The sequence below is a fragment of the Stenotrophomonas sp. LM091 genome, assembly GCF_001806305.1.
GTDB classification, from domain to species: Bacteria; Pseudomonadota; Gammaproteobacteria; order Xanthomonadales; family Xanthomonadaceae; genus Stenotrophomonas; species Stenotrophomonas bentonitica_A.
Map to the genome: position 1 here is coordinate 3457949 of NZ_CP017483.1, position 18031 is coordinate 3475979.

At 67.7% G+C, this 18031-nt stretch carries 17 protein-coding genes; 10 read left to right on the forward strand and 7 right to left on the reverse strand.

Translation table 11 applies throughout. The features are described 5' to 3' along the window. Window positions 1–39: 39 nt before the first annotated feature. Window positions 40–762, forward strand: a complete 723-nt coding sequence (locus BIZ42_RS15245) for a pseudouridine synthase (RefSeq protein ID WP_019184431.1) — start codon at window positions 40–42, stop codon at window positions 760–762. Window positions 763–830: 68 nt separating this feature from the next. Next, window positions 831–1901 (forward strand): sensor domain-containing diguanylate cyclase, encoded by a 1071-nt coding sequence (locus BIZ42_RS15250; RefSeq protein ID WP_070426920.1) that lies wholly within the window; start codon window positions 831–833, stop codon window positions 1899–1901. A gap of 48 nt (window positions 1902–1949) precedes the next feature. Here BIZ42_RS15250 and BIZ42_RS15255 read toward each other — a convergent pair whose 3' ends face one another. Further along, on the reverse strand, window positions 1950–2897 hold the full coding sequence (locus BIZ42_RS15255; RefSeq protein ID WP_019184429.1) for a DMT family transporter: 948 nt from the start codon (window positions 2895–2897) through the stop codon (window positions 1950–1952). 77 nt (window positions 2898–2974) lie between these two features. On the opposite strand from BIZ42_RS15255, the gene BIZ42_RS15260 reads away from it, so the two are divergent. Beyond that, window positions 2975–3631 (forward strand): Pr6Pr family membrane protein, encoded by a 657-nt coding sequence (locus tag BIZ42_RS15260; RefSeq protein WP_070426921.1) that lies wholly within the window; start codon window positions 2975–2977, stop codon window positions 3629–3631. A 4-nt stretch (window positions 3632–3635) separates the two neighbouring features. On the opposite strand, the gene BIZ42_RS15265 is transcribed toward BIZ42_RS15260, so the two are convergent. Together BIZ42_RS15265 and BIZ42_RS15270 are read right to left on the reverse strand one after the other, a co-directional pair. Next, window positions 3636–4454, reverse strand: a complete 819-nt coding sequence (locus BIZ42_RS15265) for a DUF72 domain-containing protein (RefSeq protein ID WP_070426922.1) — start codon at window positions 4452–4454, stop codon at window positions 3636–3638. After that, window positions 4451–4891 carry a VOC family protein gene (locus BIZ42_RS15270; RefSeq protein WP_070426923.1) on the reverse strand — a complete coding sequence of 147 codons (441 nt, stop codon included), beginning with the start codon at window positions 4889–4891 and terminating at the stop codon, window positions 4451–4453. The genes BIZ42_RS15265 and BIZ42_RS15270 overlap by 4 nt, the downstream gene beginning before the upstream one ends. A gap of 111 nt (window positions 4892–5002) precedes the next feature. On the opposite strand from BIZ42_RS15270, the gene BIZ42_RS15275 reads away from it, so the two are divergent. After that, window positions 5003–6580 carry a serine hydrolase gene (locus BIZ42_RS15275; protein ID WP_070426924.1) on the forward strand — a complete coding sequence of 526 codons (1578 nt, stop codon included), beginning with the start codon at window positions 5003–5005 and terminating at the stop codon, window positions 6578–6580. Window positions 6581–6669: 89 nt separating this feature from the next. Further along, window positions 6670–8502 (forward strand): multidrug efflux ABC transporter SmrA, encoded by a 1833-nt coding sequence (gene smrA, locus BIZ42_RS15280; protein ID WP_070426925.1) that lies wholly within the window; start codon window positions 6670–6672, stop codon window positions 8500–8502. A 128-nt stretch (window positions 8503–8630) separates the two neighbouring features. Here smrA and BIZ42_RS15285 read toward each other — a convergent pair whose 3' ends face one another. Further along, entirely contained in the window at window positions 8631–10439 is a 1809-nt protein-coding gene (locus BIZ42_RS15285; protein WP_070426926.1) for a DUF885 domain-containing protein, read from the reverse strand. A gap of 156 nt (window positions 10440–10595) precedes the next feature. Between BIZ42_RS15285 and BIZ42_RS15290 the strand changes: the two genes are divergently transcribed. Next, on the forward strand, window positions 10596–11366 hold the full coding sequence (locus BIZ42_RS15290) for a DUF4349 domain-containing protein (RefSeq protein ID WP_083279873.1): 771 nt from the start codon (window positions 10596–10598) through the stop codon (window positions 11364–11366). Between the two features lie 45 nt (window positions 11367–11411). Here BIZ42_RS15290 and BIZ42_RS15295 read toward each other — a convergent pair whose 3' ends face one another. Next, window positions 11412–11705 (reverse strand): hypothetical protein, encoded by a 294-nt coding sequence (locus BIZ42_RS15295; RefSeq protein ID WP_019184421.1) that lies wholly within the window; start codon window positions 11703–11705, stop codon window positions 11412–11414. A gap of 87 nt (window positions 11706–11792) precedes the next feature. Further along, window positions 11793–12743, reverse strand: a complete 951-nt coding sequence (locus tag BIZ42_RS15300; RefSeq protein ID WP_070427562.1) for a LysR substrate-binding domain-containing protein — start codon at window positions 12741–12743, stop codon at window positions 11793–11795. Window positions 12744–12902: 159 nt separating this feature from the next. Between BIZ42_RS15300 and BIZ42_RS15305 the strand changes: the two genes are divergently transcribed. Beyond that, window positions 12903–13781, forward strand: coding sequence for a DMT family transporter (locus BIZ42_RS15305; RefSeq protein ID WP_070426927.1), 879 nt, complete (start codon window positions 12903–12905; stop codon window positions 13779–13781). 79 nt (window positions 13782–13860) lie between these two features. Here the strand turns inward: BIZ42_RS15305 and BIZ42_RS15310 are convergent, their stop codons facing one another. After that, on the reverse strand, window positions 13861–14763 hold the full coding sequence (locus BIZ42_RS15310) for a peptidylprolyl isomerase (protein ID WP_070426928.1): 903 nt from the start codon (window positions 14761–14763) through the stop codon (window positions 13861–13863). 111 nt (window positions 14764–14874) lie between these two features. Between BIZ42_RS15310 and BIZ42_RS15315 the strand changes: the two genes are divergently transcribed. The 3 genes from BIZ42_RS15315 to BIZ42_RS15325 all read left to right on the forward strand — a co-directional run bounded on the left by BIZ42_RS15315 (window position 14875) and on the right by BIZ42_RS15325 (window position 17943). Further along, the gene (locus tag BIZ42_RS15315) at window positions 14875–16371 is read left to right on the forward strand and encodes a HEAT repeat domain-containing protein (protein WP_070426929.1); all 1497 of its coding nucleotides are present in this window, start codon (window positions 14875–14877) and stop codon (window positions 16369–16371) included. Window positions 16372–16600: 229 nt separating this feature from the next. Next, complete coding sequence (locus BIZ42_RS15320) at window positions 16601–16966, forward strand: PadR family transcriptional regulator (RefSeq protein ID WP_070426930.1); 366 nt, start codon at window positions 16601–16603, stop codon at window positions 16964–16966. Continuing rightward, entirely contained in the window at window positions 16963–17943 is a 981-nt protein-coding gene (locus tag BIZ42_RS15325; RefSeq protein ID WP_070426931.1) for a sensor domain-containing protein, read from the forward strand. The genes BIZ42_RS15320 and BIZ42_RS15325 overlap by 4 nt, the downstream gene beginning before the upstream one ends. Window positions 17944–18031 lie beyond the last annotated feature (88 nt).

Here is an 18031-nt window from a genome sequence, read left to right on the forward strand (position 1 = left end):
AAACGCAGCGGCGGCCACCTTTTGCCCGATAATGGGCCGATGACAACCCGACTCAACAAGCATATCGCCGATACCGGCTTCTGTTCCCGCCGCGAAGCCGACCGCCTGATCGGCGAGCGCCGCGTCACCGTCAACGGCCATCCGGCCGGTACCGGTGCGGTGGTGGGCGAACAGGACGTGGTGCTGGTCGACGGCCAGCCGCTGCGCGCCCGTGAAGCAAAGAAGGCCGGTGGCCGCAAGCACGTCTACATCGCGCTGAACAAGCCGGTGGGGATCACCTGCACCACCGAAAGCTCGGTCAAGGGCAACATCGTGGAGTTCGTCGGCCACGAGCAGCGCATCTTCCCGATCGGCCGCCTGGACAAGGATTCCGAAGGCCTGATCCTGCTCACCAGCAACGGCAACATCGTCAACCAGATCCTGCGCGCCGAGAACGGCCACCAGAAGGAATACATGGTCGCGGTCAACAAGGCCGTCACCGATGAGTTCCTGCGTGGCATGGCCCGCGGCGTGCGCATCCGTGACGAAGTCACGCTGCCGTGCCGGACCAGCAAGCTGGCCAAGTTCGGGTTCCGGATCACCCTGCAGCAGGGCCTGAACCGCCAGATCCGCTTGATGGCGGCTGCGTTCGGCTTCCGGGTCACCCAGCTGCGCCGCGTGCGCATCGACAACATCAAGCTCGGTGCGCTCAAGCCGGGCCAGTGGCGCAACCTCACCGACGCCGAGCTCAAGGGGCTGCTGCCCAAGCAGCTGGACTGGTGATGCTGTGCGTCACGTGATGGCGCGATACTCGGGCTAGACTGCGCGGGCACACGCTACTGCCTGCCACGATGATCAAGCCGTCCAAGCCGGACAACGAAGCGCAGCGCCTGCTGGCGCTGCAGCGCTACCAGATCCTGGATTCCCCCCGCGAGCGGTCGTTCGACGATCTGGTCACGATCGCCACGGCGTTGTGCGGCACGCGCATGGGCGCGGTCACCCTGGTCGACCAGGACCGCCAGTGGTTCAAAGCGCGCCAGCTGCTGGAGGGCGCCGAAACCAGTCGCGACATCTCCTTCTGCGGCCACGCCATCCTGCAGCCGGACCAGGTGATGGTGGTCGAGGATGCGCGCAACGATCCGCGCTTCTTCGACAACCCGGTGGTGGTCGATGACCCGCACGTCCGCTTCTACGCCGGTGCGCCGCTGCTGAGCAGCGAGGGGCTGCCACTTGGCACTCTGTGCGTGTTCGATGCGGCGCCCCGGCAGCTCAGCCCGGGCCAGCGCGATGCCTTGTCCGCGTTGTCCCGGCAGGTCTCGCTGGTGATGGAGCTGCGCCGCTACGCGCACGAGATACAGCAGCACATGACCGACCGCGCCTGGTACGAGCAGCGCCTGGCCGAGTACAACGAACTGCTGGAACAGCAGAACGCCGACCTGGCCGAACAGAGCCGCACCGACCCGCTCACCGGCCTGCCGAACCGCCGTGCGATGAGCACTGCGCTGGAAGCGGCGGTGGTGGACGCCGACGGCCAGCCACGCGCCACGGCCGTCGCCCTGCTGGACATCGATCACTTCAAGACCGTCAACGATCTTTACGGCCATGCCACCGGCGATCACGTGCTGGCCGAACTGGCCCGGCTGCTGCGTGCGCATTTCGCCGGGCACGGCCTGGCCGCGCGGTACGGTGGCGAAGAATTCGTGGTGCTGATGCCCGATACGCCGCTGGCTACCGCTGAGCTGCAGTGTGATTTCCTGCGCATGGCGGTGGCCGACCTGCCACTGGGCCTGCCGTTGACGATCAGCATCGGGGTGGCCGCGCACCGCCACGGCGATGCGATCGAGCAGACCCTCGCACGGGCCGACGCGGCGTTGTACCGGGCCAAGGGCGAGGGCCGCAACCGGGTCCTGCGCGCCGACTGAAGCGCACGGCCTATCCCTGGCGTGCCGGGTGTTGGCCGGTACGCGCGCTCAATCGGCGATGTTGCGCGCTTCCGAGGTTGCCAGGATTTCCGGGTGCTGCACCTTCCGGCGGCGGTTGAGCAGCGGGTGCAGGAACACCGCCCCGACGATGATCGCCACGCCGGCATAGAACAGCGGCGTCAGCTCACGCTGCTCGCTGAGCAGCACCATCGCCAGCAGGATGGCGTAGACCGGTTCCAGATTGGTCACCAGCTGGGAGGTGTAGGCGCTGATGTGGCGCAGCGCGACCAGGGCCAGCGCAAACGGCAGCAGCGTGCAGAGACCGGCCAGGGCCAACAGCAGCAGGCCATCGTGCAGGTCCGGGATCACCCACAGGTCGCTGGCCAGCGCCGGCAGCAGGAAGGGCAGCACCGGCGCCAGCAGGGTCAGGGTGAGCGTGCCCGCGCCGAGTTCCAGCGCGGTCACGGTGAGCGGGTCGGCATGGCTGACCAGGCGCTTGTTGAGCGAGCCGAAGACGGCCACCAGCAATGCCGACAGTGCGCCGATCAGCACGCCCAGGCGCATGCCATCGGGAACGCCCCCCACCACCAGTGCGACGCCGGGCAGCACCAGGATGCCGAAGGCCAGCTCGCGGAACTGGAAGGGTCGCTTGGCCACCCACGGTTCGATCACCGCCGTGAACACCGGCGCCAGCGCGATGCAGGTCGCGGCCACCGAGGCATTGGCCAGTTTCACCGCGCCATAGAAGGTGAGCCAATGCAGCGCGACCAGCGCACCGACGCCGCAGTACCCGGCGACCAATCGCGGCGAGAGTTGCCGCAGCCCGCGCCACACCCGTGGCACCAGCGCCAGCATGGCCACCACCAGCAGCATGCGCCACCACACCAGGGGCAGGGCGGGCAGGGTGATCAGCTTGCCGAGGATGGCGGTGACGCCCCACAGCAGCACACAGAAATGGATTTGCAGCAGGGCTCTGCGGGTATCGGTCATCGGCATCGGCGTATTGTGCGACAAGCCGCGACGTGGCGGACGCCTTCCACGTGATCTTTTCCAGGCCGTGGCATCCTGCGCCCATGACACCTCTGCACAGCGATTCCCTTGCCCCCACAACGCCACCCGCGCTGCGCGCGTGGGCCGGCCTCACCGCCGTGGTCGCAGTGGCCTCGCTGCTGCTGCAGTACCACCTGCTGCTGCGCATCCCCGGCCAGGGTGCAGCGGAGGCGACGCTGCGCTACCTGGGCTACTTCACCATCCTCAGCAACATCGGGGTGGCCGTGGTCTGCGTTGCCCTGGCCTGCGGCCGTCGCACTGGCCTGGCCGCGCCGGTCCCGCGCGTGGCAGTGGCGCTGTTCATCGGCATCACCGGGTTGATCTACGTGATCATCCTGCGTCCGCTGTGGCACCCGCAGGGCGCGCAATGGTGGGCCGATGCCGGCCTGCATTACGCGGTGCCCGTGATGTATCTGCTGGGCTGGCTGGCCGGGCCGCACGGCCGGCTGCCTCGGCGCGGGCTGGCCGGCGTTCTGGCGATTCCGATCGTTTACCTGGGCTGGGCGCTGCTGGTCGGGCGGCTCAGCGGGCAGTACCCGTACCCCTTCCTGGACCTGGGCGCGCTGGGCATCGGCTTGGTCGCGCGCAATGTGCTGGCCGTGGCGGTGGTGTTCATTGTGGCCGGTGCCCTGCTGTGGTGGCTGGATGCGGCGCTCGCGGCGCGCCGCCGGCAGCGGTGAACGGTCAGCCGCCGCCGAGCTGCCGCAGCTGGTCGCGCAGGGCCATCGCCGCGCCGGGATTGCGCTGCTTGGCGGCGCCAATGAACAGCACATACACCTCGCGCGGCGACTGCGCGGGCACGTCGGCGGCGAGGTGGGGCAGGTCTGCATTGTCCTCGCCGCGCGCCCAGCGCATCGCACGCAGGCACCACTGCTCCATCGCCCGCGCTGGATAGCCGGCACGCAGGTTGGCGCGTGAGCGCATCAGCCGCGCATAGATGAAGTCCGCGGTCGGGTCGGCGAAGCTGGGGTAATCGTCCGCGCCGCTGAACACCAGCGCGGCGCCGTGGGCCCGGGCAGCAGCCAGCAGGTCCGGTGTCCAGGCAGCCGGGTTGCGCACCTCCAGCGCGTGCTGCAGGCGCTCGCCGCCAACCTTGCGCGGAAGCATGCCCAGGAACGCATCGAACTCGGCCGCGGCGGCCGGATGGTTCTCACCGAACTGCCAGATCAGCGGCCCCAGCCGGTCCTCCAGCGCGCTGATGCCCTCGATGAAGCGCTCGGCACGTTCGCCGACGGTGGTCAGGTCATGGGTCTGGGTGATCGTGCGCGGCGCCTTGGCCGAGAAGCGGAAACCCTCGGGCGTCTGCTCGCGCCACTGTGCATAGATGGCCGGCTTCTGCGCGCGGTAGAAGGTGCTGTTGATTTCAATGCAGCCGAGCTGCTCGCTGGCATAGGCCAGCTCTTCGCGCTGCGGCATCCCGGCCGGATAGAAGGTGCCACCACGCCACGCCGGGAAGACCCAGCCGCCGATACCGGTGCGGATGATGCCGGGCGGTGCGCTCATGCGCCGCCCGCGTGGCCGGCCCACGGGTCGTAGCTGCCGAACCACCACAGGTAGCCCTCCGGATCGCGGCAGGCATAGCCACGGCCGCCATAGGGCTGGTCGGCGATGTCGATCACGATCCGGGCGCCGGCGGCAACCGCGCGCGCATGATGCGCATCCAGATCGGCCACGATCACGCAGGCCGTCTGGGTCTGGCGGCCGCCGACCTCATCGGGGTGCACGTTGTAGCGGCCCCATTCGCTGGCGTTGTCGACCGAGCCGAGCATGATCATGCCGTGGCCATACACCAGCTGGGCGTGGTGGACGATATCGCCCTCGCCGTACAACGTCTGTTGCTGGAACCCGAACGCGCGCTGCAGCCAGGCAATGGCGGCGTGTGCATCGCGATAGCGCAGGCAGGGAATGATCGTAGCGGTGGTCTGCGCGGGCGCGGTCATGGCGGGCCTCCTTCTGGCACAGGCGAGCCTGATCCGGCCCGCGTTACCATCGTGCGAAACCGGGGCATCGGCATCTTCGACGCCCCCGCCACACGCAACCGGAGACACTGCTTGAACACATCCTGGATCGGAGGCGCCGTGCTGCTCGCATGCGCACCCTTGGCATCGGCCGCCGTGCCGGCCGAACTGCAGCGGCTGGACGCCACCATCGAACGGGCCCGCGCCGAGTTCGACATCCCCGGCGTCGCCGTGGCGGTGGTCAAGGACGGCAAGGTCGTGATGGAACGCGGTTACGGTGTGCGCGAGCTGGGCAAGCCGGCGCCGGTCCAGGCCGACACGCTGTTCGCGATTGCCTCCAACACCAAGGCGTTCACCGCGACCTCGCTGAACCTGCTGGCCGAGCAGGGCAAGCTGAAGATGGACGATCGCGTGATCGATCATCTGCCGGGCTTCCGCATGTCCGATCCGTATGTGACCGGTGAAATGCGGATCCGCGATCTGCTCTCGCATCGCAGTGGCTTGAGCCTGGGCGCGGGCGACCTGCTGTTCTGGCCGACCACCTCCTACAGCAACAAAGAGGTGGTGCAGCGTCTGGGCAAGGTGCCGCTCAAGGCCGGGTTCCGTGATCGCTACGCCTACGACAACATTCTCTACGCGGTCGCCCAGCAGGTGATCGAACAGGTGTCCGGGCAGACCTATGCGGACTTTCTGCAGCAGCACATCTTCACCCCGGTGGGGATGCGCGGCACGCGTTACAACGCCGATCACCTCCAGCCCGGCGACAACGCCGCGGTCGGTCATGCCAAGTACGATTTCAGCCAGCTGCGCACCGTCGCACCGCTGACCTGGTCCAACAATGCCGGCGCCGGCGGCATCTATTCCAGCGTGCATGACATGGCGCGCTGGATGAACGTGCAATTGGCCCAGGGCACGCTGGAGAACGGCCAGCCGCTGTTCACCGCCAAGACCCAGCAGGCGATGTGGCAGATGATCACCCCGCAGGTCGTGCCCGAGCCGAGCGTGCCGCAGCTTGCGGCGGCACGGCCGAATTTCGCCGGTTATGGCGAGGGCTGGAGCCTGAGTGATTACCGTGGCCAGAAGCTGGTCTGGCACACCGGCGGCTGGCCGGGCATGGTCTCGCGCGTGACCCTGGTGCCGGAGCACAAGCTCGGCATCGTGGTGCTGACCAATCAGGAAGTGGGTGCCGCCTTCAACGCAATCACCATGGAAGCGCTGGATGCCTACCTGCAGGCGCCGGCCACCGACTGGGTCGCCGCCTATGCGGCCGCCGTGGCCAAGTCGCAGGAGAAGGCGGACGAGGGCTGGGCCAGGCACCAGGCGGCGCGCGATGCGAAGTCCACGCCGTCGCTGCCGCTGGCACGCTACGCGGGCGGTTACCGCGACGCGTGGTACGGCGACGTATTCGTTGAACAGCAGGGCGGCAAACTGCGCCTGCGCTTCGGCAGGACCGCGCAGTTGATCGGCACGCTGGAACATTGGCAGCACGACACCTTCCTGGTGCGCTGGGACGACCGTTCGCTCAATGCCGATGCCTTCGTGAATTTCAGCCTGGATCCGGACGGCAAGGTCCGCGAAGTGCGCATGCAGGCGGTGTCGTCGCTGACCGATTTCAGCTTCGATTTCCAGGACCTGCTGCTGACCCCGATCGCGCCGGACACCAAGGGCTGAACCCAGTCGCCGGCGTGTGATGGAGGTGAGAGTAAAAGGGCAGGCCGCGGTGGGATAATCGCGGCCTGTTTTGTTTTCGGTGCACTGCGATGTTCCGCTGGTTCGAATCGCTGATTCCGGTTTTCCCGCCGATCGATGGGCGCATGCCGCCGCGCAAGGTGGTGCCGTTCTACATCCACTATCTGCGTCCGGTGTGGCCGGTGCTGCTGGCCACGTTGATCGCCGGGCTGCTGCTGGCGCTGGTGGAAGTGGCGATGTTCGATTTCCTGGGCCGCATCGTCGACATGGTCGCCGAGCAGCCCGGCAGCGACTTCTTCGCCCGGCATGCCAACACGCTGATGTGGATGGCCGGCATCACCCTGATTGCGCGGCCGCTGCTGGTCTCGCTGCACAGCCTGCTGGTCAACCAGGCGATCGTGCCGGGGTTGAGCAACCGCTCGCGCTGGCTGATGCACAACTACGTGGTGCGGCAGAGCCTGAGCTTCTTCCAGAATGATTTCGCCGGCAGCATGGCCAACCGGGTCATGCAGACCGGTACCTCGCTGCGCGAATCGGCCGTGCAGATGGTCGATTCGCTCTGGTACATCATCGTCTACACCGGCACCGCGCTGTACCTGTTCGCGCAGGCCGACTGGCGGCTGATGATTCCGCTGGGGCTGTGGATGGCCGGCTATGCGGTGATCATGTGGTACTTCGTGCCGCGGGCCAAAGAGCGCGCGTGGATCGCCTCGGAGGCGCGCTCCAAGGCGATGGGCCGCATCGTGGATGGCTACACCAACGTGCCCACGCTGAAGCTGTTCGCCCATGGCGGCCGCGAGCAGGCCTACGTGGCCGAGGCGATCGACGAACTGGCGGTCAAGCACCGCGGCCAGACCCGGGTCACCACCGGGCTGGAAGTCACCATCGCCATCGTCAACGGCTTCCTCATCGTGGGCACCTGCGGCCTGGCGCTGTGGCTGTGGAACGGCGGGCACATCACGGTCGGCGCGATCACCCTGGCCACCGGCCTGGTGATCCGCATCCACAACATGTCCGGCTGGATCATGTGGACGATCAACGGCATCTTCGAGGATATCGGCACGGTGCAGGACGGCATCACCACCATCTCCCAGCCGCTCACCGTGCAGGACCGCGCCGATGCCGTGCCGCTGGTGGTCAGCCAGGGCGCCGTGCATTTCGATCACATCCACTTCCACTACGGCAAAAGCGGTGGCGTGATCGCCGGGCTGGACCTGCAGGTGAAGCCCGGTGAAAAGATCGGTCTGGTCGGCCCCTCCGGTGCCGGCAAGTCGACCCTGGTCAACGTGCTGCTGCGGCTGTACGACCTGGAGAGCGGGCAGATCCGCATCGACGGCCAGGACATCGCCGGCGTGACCCAGGAAAGCCTGCGCCGGCAGATCGGCGTGGTCACCCAGGACACCTCGCTGCTGCACCGCTCGATCCGCGACAACCTGCTTTACGGCCGCCCGGACGCCACCGAGGAACAGCTGCATGCCGCGGTGGCCAAGGCACGGGCGTCGGCCTTCATCGACACCCTGCGTGATGGCGAAGGACGGCAGGGTTACGATGCGCACGTCGGCGAGCGCGGGGTGAAGCTGTCCGGTGGCCAGCGCCAGCGCATCGCGATCGCGCGGGTGCTGCTCAAGGACGCGCCGATTCTTGTGCTGGACGAGGCGACCTCGGCGCTGGATTCGGAAGTGGAAGCGGCGATCCAGGACAACCTGGACGAACTGATGACCGGCAAGACAGTGATCGCGATCGCGCACCGGTTGTCCACGATCGCGCGCATGGACCGGCTGGTGGTGATGGACCAGGGCCGCATCGTGGAGACCGGCACGCACACCGAACTGATCGCGGCGGGCGGCTTGTATGCCCGCCTGTGGGCGCGGCAGACCGGTGGATTCGTGGCCGCCGACGCGTAACCCTCGATTCACCCACGTCGCACTCGCCCCACGTGCCTGTTACCTGCATCCACGGGCGCTGTGCAGATAAAGAAACGGCCCGGGTCACCCCGGGCCGTTTGCCTGTCTGACGAGGAACCAGGCAGTACTTATTCGATCGGCTGGTCCAGCATCAGCTGGCGCGCGAAACGCACCGGCGGCGCGCCATAGGACAGCATCTGGTCGTGGTAGGCCTTCAGGTTGAACTTGGCCCCCTGCTTGTCCTGCACGGCCTTGCGCGTGTCGAAGTGCTCCTGCGCACCCACGAAGTAGGTCGGCAGCTGCGCGGAGGTCAGCTGCGCACGCACCCACTTGCCCGAGGCTTCGCTTTCCTGCTGGAAGGCGTCGTGGGTCATCAGGTGCATCGCCTGCTCGCGCGTCCAGTTGTCCACGTGCACGCCCTGGTCCAGGATCGCGTTGGAGATGGTGCGCAGGTAGAACTTCAGCTGCACCAGGTGGAACAGCGGATCGTTGTCCAGGTAACCCTGCTCCTGCATCATCCGCTCGGTGTAGACCGCCCAGCCTTCGGCAAACAGGCCCGAACGCAGCACCGCGCGCAGCGTGGAGGGGAACTTGCCCGAGTGCCAGCCTTCCAGGTAGTGGCCCGGGGTGCCCTCGTGGATGCTCAGCAGGTGGATCATGCGGCTGTTGTATTCGCGCAGGAACGAATCGACCTGTTTGTCGGTCCAGTCGTCGGGAATCGGCGAGACCGCGTAGAAGGTCTTCAAGTTCTTGTCGAGCGGGCCCGGCGAATCGCAGTAGGCCACGGCCACGCCGCGCTGGAATTCCGGCATCAGGATGATGTCCACCGGTGAATCCGGCAGCGTCATCAGGTCATGCTTGCGCACGAATTCGGTGGACTGTTCCAGCGCGGCCTTGGCGTCGTCGACGACCTTGTCGCGGGCCGGCTTGTCGGCATAGGCCAGCTCCAGCGCGGCTTCGATCGCCGCCTGCTGCTGCTCGTCACTCGGGTTGGCCGGCAGCGCCGGGGCGCCCGGCTTGTCCTTGAGCACGGTCTGCGCGATGCCGTACATGTCCTGGCGCACGCGCTTGAGTTCGGCACGCGCGCGCTCGCCGATCTCGGCACGCGACAGCGAGGAGTTCAGCGCGAACTTGAGCTTCTGGTCATACAGGTCCGCGCCGATGCGGAAGTCGCCCTTGGCATTCGGCACCAGGGTCTTGTCCAGCCAGGTCTGCTGCTCCTCGACGGCCTTCTTCAGGCCCTCGATCGCCGCCTGCAGGCGCTTCTGGTCCTCGGCGGGGAGTTCGCCGATGTGCGGGGTGATGAAGGTATCGACGATGCTCAGGATGCCGCGGTTCTGCTTGGCCACGGTTTCGGCATGGATCTTCGGCACGCGGGCCGGGTCCAGGTTCTCACGGGCCTGGGCGAAGATCTGCGGCAGCTTCTCCATGCGCGCGGTGGCCGACTTCAGGCGCTCGGGCAGCGGCGCGAACTCACGCGCCATCAGGCCGTACAGCGCGCTGCCGGCCATGCCGTTGTACATCTGCGGGTCCCATTTCGGCGACTGCAGCACTTCGGCGGTCCACACTTCGGACTGCAGCTGGTTGCGCAGGATCGCCGCGTCCACCTGGTTCTCGCGCGAGAGCTTGCTCACGTCGATCCTGTCCAGGTCGGCGAGCAGGGCCTTGTACGCGGTCAGCACTTTCTGCTGGCCGGCGGCGCTCAGGTCATCGATCTCGCTGTCATAGCGGTGGTCGCCGATCTGCGTGGCGCTGATCGGGGACAGCTGCATCCATGTGTCCAGGGCGCGCTTGGACAGATCGGCGAAGGCCGTATCGACCGCGGCATCGCCGGCGGGGGCAGCCGCTTCGGTGCCGGTGGCGGGCGCAGGGGAGTCGGCCTGCTGGCAGCCACCAAGGGCGGCGATCAGGGCGAGGGCAAGCAGATGCTGGCGCATCGGTGTTCCTGTACTGGGGACAATCCCCGAGCATAGGGCCGATGGCCCCCGTTGTCCCCGTGCCATTGGATTACCATGCGCCGTGAAGATCACCGCATTGACTGGAGCTGCACTGTGACTGGATGGACACGACGGGCCCGCGCCGGGCTGGCAGGGATGCTGTTGTTGGGCCTGGTGGCCTGTGGCCGCGGCGGACAGGATTACGCGGCCGATGCGGCCGCCGGGGCGGTCGCCTCGCCGGAGGGTGCGTTCCTGGCCTATGAACATGACCTCCGCATCCAGCTCGATGCCAAGCGCATCAGCGAGCGGGTCAAGGCCGTGTCCGAGGCGTGCCAGAGCAACCGGTTCGGCGACTGCGCCGTGCTGCAGGTGGGCGAAGAGGGCGGTGAGACCCGCTCCGGCTCGATCCGCGTGCGCATCGCGCCCAAGGGTGTCGAGCCGATCATCGCCCTGGCCGGTGAAGGCGGCGATGTGGCCTCGCGCAATACCCATGCCGAAGATCTTGCCCAGCAGGTGGCCGATACCGCGCTGACCCAGGCGCGGCTGCAGAAGGAGCATGCCCAGTTGCAGGCGTACCAGCAGCGCAGCGACATGAAGGTTGCCGATCTGTTGGCGGTCTCACAGCGCATGGCCGAGATTGAAGCGGGGCTGGAGCAGGCCAACAAGGACGCCGCGCAGCAGCGTCGCCGGATCGATACCCAACTGGTTACGATGCGCTTCGAAGGCCCGGCCGGGCAGCGCAGCCGCAGCGAGATCGGCAAGGCGGTCAGTGAGTTCGGCTCGATCGTCACCACCAGCATCGCGTTCGTGATCCGCGCGGTTGCCGCGCTGCTGCCGGTTGGCGTGGTGGCCTGGGCAGTCGGTGCCGTGGTCGTGGCGCTGTGGCGTCGCCGCAAGCGACGCAAGGCTGCGGCGGCCGCACGCTGAGCCTGCCTGTCGTGCCGCGCGTGACAGCGCGGCACGACGGTCGAGTCAGCCTTCGTCCTGCTCGTATTCCACGAAGACGTCCAGCTCCAGCGCCAGTTCCTGCACGGCGTCGCGCACGCGCTGGGCGCCGAGCGCATTGCCGACTTCCACTTCCAGTTCGTGGGTGCCCGGGCCGATGTCATCGGACAGGCCGGCCGAGCTGGAATCGTCGTCGTCCATGTGCGGCATCAGGTCGTCGGTTTCTTCGACGTGTTCGATCCCCTCGATGCTCTGCAGCAGGTCGGTGATGGCACGTGCATCGTCTTCGGTGCCGGTGATTCGCAGTCGCAACAGGGCCATGGGGTGAGCCTCGGGGAAAGGGACTCCAGCCTAGCCAGCGGTCGGAAAAGGTCGGGTGAGGATGCGCGCTGGGCCGTGGTGTCCGGTTCAGTCGCGCCTCGGGTCGGCGGGTGGCAGGCCCAACAGTTCGTCAGGCAGGGCCGGCAGCGGGGTGCGCTCATCCAGCGCTTCGCGCTTGAGCCAATCCATGAAGGCCTGCGCGGTCGGGCTGAGCGCTCGGTGGTCGGCGTGCACCACGTAGTACGCGTAGCGTGCCTTGAGCGCAGGGCCAGGCAGGCGCACCAGTTCGTAACGCTGCAGATAGGGTTGCGCGATGTGCTTGCGCGCCAGCACCGCGCCGATGCCGTACACCGCCGCGCGCATCGCATCGGTGCTGTCGCTGAAGGTGTGCAGCGAGGGCAGGTCCAGGCCGCGGACACCGGCAGCGCGGAACCAGTCGCGCCAGCCTTGCGGGGACATGTCGCTGAGCAGGGGCAGCGCGGCGATCTGCGCGGCGTCGCGCAGTGCCGAAACCCCCGCCAATGCCGGCGAGGCGACCGGGCAGAGTTCGTCGTCCATCAGGTGGTGCGCGGTCATGCCCGGCCACTGGCCCAGGCCGTAACGGATGCCCAGCTCCGGGCCGCTCTCGTCGAAGCGCACCAGCTCCGTGCTGGTCTGCAGCTCGATGCGCATGCGTGGATGCTGTCGGGTGAAGCGCGGCAACCGCGGGATCAGCCAGCAGTACGACAGCGAGCGGATGGTGGTGACCCGCAGCGGCACGATGTCCGCCTGCGGGTGGAGGTTGCCGGCCACGGCATTGAGATCGCTCAGCGCGGCGGCCGCCGCATCGGCCAATTGGCGTCCCTCGGCGGTCAGCCGCACGCCGCGCGCGTGGCGCTGGAACAGGACCGTGCCCAGCAGCTCTTCCAGCCGGCGCACATGGTGGCTGACCGCGCTGGCGGTCAGGTGCAGCTCCTGGGCGGCATGGGCGAAATTCTGATGGCGTGCAGCCACCGCGAACACCCCCAGCGCGGGCAGCAGGGCAGGGCGAAGGATCATGGTCGAGACCCAAATCATATTTGTGGCTTGCACGGATACTACGCGCTTGTGGGCGCGCGATGGCAGGCGGATGCTGTCGCCCTTCCTCTCCGGATCCACGCGCATGTTGCCGTCCTTTACCGCTACCCCAGCGTGTCAGCGTCCTTGCGGAGACCCGGCGTGAGCGGGACGCCGCTCGCCGCGGGCAGCGTGGATCGTGATTGGCGCACGCCGCTGGAGTTGACCGTGCTCGGCGCGATCTGGGGCTGCTCGTTCCTGTTCATGCGCGTGGCCGTGCCCGCCTTCGGGCCCTACGCGCTGGTGGAGGTACGGCTGCTGCTTGGCGCCTTGGTGCTGCTGCCGTTCCTGTGGCAGGCGCGGGCGCAGTTCCCGGCGCGGCGCTGGTTGTGGTTGGCGCCCATCGGGGTGATCAACTCGGCCATTCCGTTCGTGCTGTTCGCCTGGGCCGCACAACGCGCCCCGGCCGCGATCGGGGCGATCTGCAACGCGATGACGGTGCTGTTTGCCGCCCTGATCGCCTTCCTGTTCTTCGGCGAAAAGATCGGCGTGCGCCGCGCGATCGCCCTGCTGGTCGGCTTTGCCGGCGTGGTCGTGCTGGCCACGGCCAAGGTCGCCGGGCTGAGCATCGGCGCAGCGGTGGTCGCCGGTGCGCTGGCCGCGTTGCTGTACGGGCTGGGCGTCAACCTGGTGAAGCGCCACATGACCGGCCTGCCGCCGGCCGCCTCTGCCGGTGCCACGCTGGGCTGCGCGGCGATCCTGCTGCTGCCGATGGCGCTGACCCACTGGCCGGCCGCACCGATCCCGATGCTGTCCTGGGCCTGCGCGATCGCGCTGGGCGTGGTCTGCACCGGTCTGGCGTTCCTGATGTTCTACCGCCTGATCGCCCGCATCGGCCCGGCCCGCGCTTCGACCGTGACCTACCTGGTGCCGATGTTCGGCGCCCTGTTCGCCTGGCTGTTCCTGGGCGAACCGGTGACCGGCGCGATGGTCATCGCGGGCGTGTTGATTCTTGGGAGCGTGGCGGTGTCGCAGCGATAGGCCGTCGGGGCCGCGTGCAGCCACCCATGGGGTGGCTCCACCGAGGCATCCGGACGCTGACGCGTCGGTTATCTCATCCTCAGCGCACCGGCACCGGGATGTTGCACAGGTCGATGTGGCCGGCCGGGCGCTTGTAGAAATCGTCGACGCGGTTGCGGCGCGCTTCGGTCGCCTCGGCGAAGGTCCTGGAGTCGGTGCGCAGCACCTGCAGTCTGGGTCGCTGCGCAGCCGGGACATCGCTGGCGCGCTGGATCGACTGGATCGCGGTGCGCTGCGCCGGGTCGGTGTAGAAGCCCATCGGTGCCGGTCCACGCGGCAGCGCGCTGAGCAGCTCCATGCCCTGCAGCACGCGGCCGACCAGGGTGATGTTGCGGTCCAGCTGGCGCGGTGACTGCCCGGTCACGACGTACAGCTCGGCACCGATGCTGCTGTCTTCCTCGTTGTTGCGACCAGCGCCCAGCGCGCCATAGCAATGCGCCAGCCAGGTCTTGCCGTCCTTGCGGTCCTGTCCCACCGGGAAGCCATCGACAAAGCCGGTCTGGTCGGCCCAGCCGTCACGGTCGGGAAGGAGGCTGACCGTGAGCCCCTTGCTGTCGCGCTGGAACTCGGCCGGGAGCTTGCGTTTGGCGCTGCCGAGCGGCTTTGCCTTGGCGGCATCATCAGCGTCGGCATCGCCGAACTGCACCACGAAGTTGTCCTGCGCGCGGTAGATGCTTTCGCCATCCCAGAAGTGCTCGTGGGCCATCGTCTGGATGTTGGCCACGTGCTGCGGCGCGAATGCCGGGGCCAGCTCGATGATGACCCGGCCAGTGGGCAGGTTCATGTACAGCAGGTTGGCCGGGTCCGGTGTGCGCCAGTCGCTGTCCGGCGAGGCGTCCAGAATCTGCTGCGGGCTGCGGTAGGGCGTGGCCGCACTGGCCAGGGGGGGCAGCAGGCAGGCCAGGGCGAGGGCGGTCAGGGCAAGGCGGCAATGCTGTGGCATGGGATCCCCGGAACATGAACGAGGTCCTGATTCTGCGCGAGAGTGCGCGCCTGCGCCACGGTGGCGTGCTGGCCCGATCGATGCGTATGCGGCAAGATGGTCATCCTCCCCATGAAAGCGCGCGATGTGATGTCGCACCTGGAAGCGCCTGAAGCCGCACTGCGCGTGATGATCGACCCGATCCTGAAGGGGGTCGTCGAAGAAGCTGTAGACCGCGTGTGCTGGCTGCAGGCGTTGCCGCCACGGGGCCTGTTCGATCTTGATGAGCGTCGACGCAGTTGGTGGGCCCCCAACGATGATGGACTGCTCGCTTGCCTGCAGGCTTGTCCGGATGCGCCGGTTGAAGTACAGGCGGTGGCACTGTTCCTGGCGGGCTCCGATGGCAATGGTCACACGCGCGAGGCTGCGCTCCGGAAGATGCGTTCGGTGCCCGGCCATCTGACCCTGTCCTGTGCCTTGCTCCGCTGCAATGACTGGGTGGACGAGGTGCGTTTCGTAGCACAGGAGGTGGTGATGACTCTCCTCGGGAAGTGCTCGGTGCAGCACGTGCTGGCGGCCTGGCCGATTGCAGTCCGCTTGCGGGATGCGCAGCGCGTGCAGCGGGACTGGCTTGAGGGAACCCTGTTCGCCTGGCTGTCATCGCCCTCTGCTCAGGTCGTACTGGAAGGACTCTTGGGCCATACCGATGCACGAACCCGGCTGGCGGCCTACGCCATCGCTCTGGAGATCCATCCGGACCAGGCGAAACTGCGCGCACGCGCGCTACTGGACAGTGATCCACATGTTTCGCATCTGGCGCTTGACCACCTTCTGAAACACGGCGAGCCCGCACAGGTGGAAGCGCAATGCGTCCTCGCATTGTCCGCCCCCTCGAGCAGGGTGCGTGGCGCGGCACTGCGCGCGCTGGTCGAACGCGAAGTGCCTGGCCTCGATGCGTACATCGACGCTGCTGTGTTCGACGGTTCGCGCAGCGTGCGCAGGTTGGCGGCGTGGTTGCTTCAACAGCGTCAGGCTACCCCTGCAATCCAATTGTGGCGCGACGAGCTCAAGCACCGTACTCGCGGGCGCTGGCGCGAGGCACTGGAGGCTCTTGGCGATCATGCCGAGGCTGGCGATGTGCATGAATTGCGCACCCTGCTGCCCCAAGTATCGGCGCGTCATCAACGCAACTGTCTGCGCGGCTGGCTACGGGCCGATGGCGGCGCCAGTCTCGCGTTCTTGCGTGTGGCGCTGGAAGCGCCAGGACGGACGGTGAACCAGCTGTTGGCGGGCGCGACAGCACTGTGGGCAATCGAGCTGGATCCGGCGCGGCTCCTGGCGTTCTGTCACGACGGTCCTTCGCCCGTGGCGCAGTCTGGCCTGCTCGGACAGTTGCCGATGCTGCCCTTGTGGCAGCACCTCGATCTGCTGCTGGACGCAGTACCGCAGCGCCCCGAGGAGCGTGCCTGGCACCTGCAACTGGTGGAAAACTGGCTTCGGGTGAGCCGGCGCTACTCGCCACTGGGGGCCGCTCGTCGGCAGGCGTTGGTCAGCCGCCTTGAAGAGGGCAGCCACGCCCTGGCGGATCCGGCCGCCGCGCAGGTGCTCGCTGCAATACGCCAGGCTTGAAACCCGCTCGCTGTTGCTGACGAAGGCAGCGCTGAACTCCCAGAGCAACAGCGAGGTGGGCGAGGGCAGACAGGAGAGGGATTCGCTTTCCAGAGATGCAAGCCGGTTGGCGGAGAGCTGTGCCGGGCAGGCAGGTGGCCGACGGACTCCCAACCGGCACGGTGACTAACGACACATCCGCTATAGCGAACTTCGGACTAGTGTGGACTCCACGCTAGCGGAGACCGCCATGAGCGACCACGAGATCCATCTCAAGAAGTTCCAGAAAGAGCTCAGCTCCGGCACGGTCTCCCTGGCCTTGCTGGCGGTGCTGGCCAGGGCGGGCGAGCCGCTGTACGGCTACCTGATCGCCAAGGAGCTGGAGCGGGTCGGCGAGGGGGTGCTGAGCGGCAAGCAGAGCGCGCTGTACCCGGTGCTGCGCAACCTGGAAGGGGCCGGGTTGCTGGAAAGCCATGTTGAACCGTCGGTGGCCGGTCCGCCGCGTCGCTATTACCGCATCAATGACACGGGGCGCGAAGTGCTCAGGCACTGGACCGCCGCGTGGCGTGCCACCCGTGATTCCGTCGATTCCGTCCTGGAAGGGGTAACCGAATGAACATCGAATCCGTGGCCGGTCGGGCCTTGCCGACCACCATTCCCGCGTATCTGGCGCAGCTGCGTGCGGCACTGCACGACGCCGATCCGGCGATGGTGCAGGACGCGCTCTACGACGCCGAGGAATACCTGCGCTCGGAACTGGCCGCGCAGCCGGGCCGCAGCGAGGCCGAGGTGATCGCCGATGTCGCCGGCAGCTACGGCGCGCCGGAAGAGGTGGCCGAGATCTACCGCGAAACCGAGATCACGGTGAACCGCGCGCTGCGCACGCCGAGCGCCGGCGCGGCACCGCTGCGCCAGGCCGCGCCCAGCGGCCCCGGCATGGGCGCCGTGCCGCCCCCGCATGCCCCGCCCAGGCCGCGCTCTGCGCTGGCCAGCTTCTTCGGTGTCGCACTGGAGGCCCGCACCTACGGCGCGCTGTTCTACATGCTGCTGTCGCTGGCCACCGGCACGTTCTTCTTCACCTGGGTGGTGACCGGGCTGTCGCTGTCGCTGGGCCTGATGGTGCTGATCATCGGCATCCCGGTGGCGGTGTTGTTCTTCGGTTCGGTGCGCGGGCTGTCACTGCTGGAAGGGCGGCTGGTGGAAGCGCTGCTGGGCGAGCGCATGCCGCGCCGGCCGACGTACTCCGACCGCAGCCGCACTTGGCTGCAGCGCATCGGCGACATGTTCACCGACGGGCGGACCTGGCTGACCCTGCTGTACTTCGTGCTGATGCTGCCGCTGGGCATCGTCTACTTCACGATCGCCACCACGCTGCTGTCGACCTCGATCGGCTTCATCTGGGCGCCGGTGGCGGCGCTGTTCTCCAGCGACTACGTGGGCATCCACATCGACGGCATCCAGATGCTGCCGGTCTGGGTCACGCCCCTGCTGGCCGTAGTCGGCGTGCTGCTGCTGTTCGCCACGCTGCACCTGGCCCGCGGCATCGGCCGCCTGCACGGGATGATGGCCAAGCATCTGCTGGTGCGGTTGTAAACGGGACACGAGGATGGCGAGGGTGACGACCAACGGTCGCCACCTACCGGCGCTGCAGAACCCGAGGATCCGGTAGTGCCGGCCAGCG

Bases quoted from the DNA above. Each gene is read 5' to 3' on its own strand.
- BIZ42_RS15315 (WP_070426929.1), top strand. From the start codon at position 14,875: ATGAAAGCGCGCGATGTGATGTCGCACCTGGAAGCGCCTGAAGCCGCA.
- BIZ42_RS15260 (WP_070426921.1), top strand. From the start codon at position 2,975: ATGACACCTCTGCACAGCGATTCCCTTGCCCCCACAACGCCACCCGCG.
- BIZ42_RS15310 (WP_070426928.1), bottom strand. From the start codon at position 14,763: ATGCCACAGCATTGCCGCCTTGCCCTGACCGCCCTCGCCCTGGCCTGC.
- smrA (WP_070426925.1), top strand. From the start codon at position 6,670: ATGTTCCGCTGGTTCGAATCGCTGATTCCGGTTTTCCCGCCGATCGAT.
- BIZ42_RS15295 (WP_019184421.1), bottom strand. From the start codon at position 11,705: ATGGCCCTGTTGCGACTGCGAATCACCGGCACCGAAGACGATGCACGT.
- BIZ42_RS15245 (WP_019184431.1), top strand. From the start codon at position 40: ATGACAACCCGACTCAACAAGCATATCGCCGATACCGGCTTCTGTTCC.
- BIZ42_RS15300 (WP_070427562.1), bottom strand. From the start codon at position 12,743: ATGATCCTTCGCCCTGCCCTGCTGCCCGCGCTGGGGGTGTTCGCGGTG.
- BIZ42_RS15265 (WP_070426922.1), bottom strand. From the start codon at position 4,454: ATGAGCGCACCGCCCGGCATCATCCGCACCGGTATCGGCGGCTGGGTC.
- BIZ42_RS15270 (WP_070426923.1), bottom strand. From the start codon at position 4,891: ATGACCGCGCCCGCGCAGACCACCGCTACGATCATTCCCTGCCTGCGC.
- BIZ42_RS15320 (WP_070426930.1), top strand. From the start codon at position 16,601: ATGAGCGACCACGAGATCCATCTCAAGAAGTTCCAGAAAGAGCTCAGC.
- BIZ42_RS15255 (WP_019184429.1), bottom strand. From the start codon at position 2,897: ATGCCGATGACCGATACCCGCAGAGCCCTGCTGCAAATCCATTTCTGT.
- BIZ42_RS15290 (WP_083279873.1), top strand. From the start codon at position 10,596: ATGCTGTTGTTGGGCCTGGTGGCCTGTGGCCGCGGCGGACAGGATTAC.
- BIZ42_RS15250 (WP_070426920.1), top strand. From the start codon at position 831: ATGATCAAGCCGTCCAAGCCGGACAACGAAGCGCAGCGCCTGCTGGCG.
- BIZ42_RS15285 (WP_070426926.1), bottom strand. From the start codon at position 10,439: ATGCGCCAGCATCTGCTTGCCCTCGCCCTGATCGCCGCCCTTGGTGGC.
- BIZ42_RS15325 (WP_070426931.1), top strand. From the start codon at position 16,963: ATGAACATCGAATCCGTGGCCGGTCGGGCCTTGCCGACCACCATTCCC.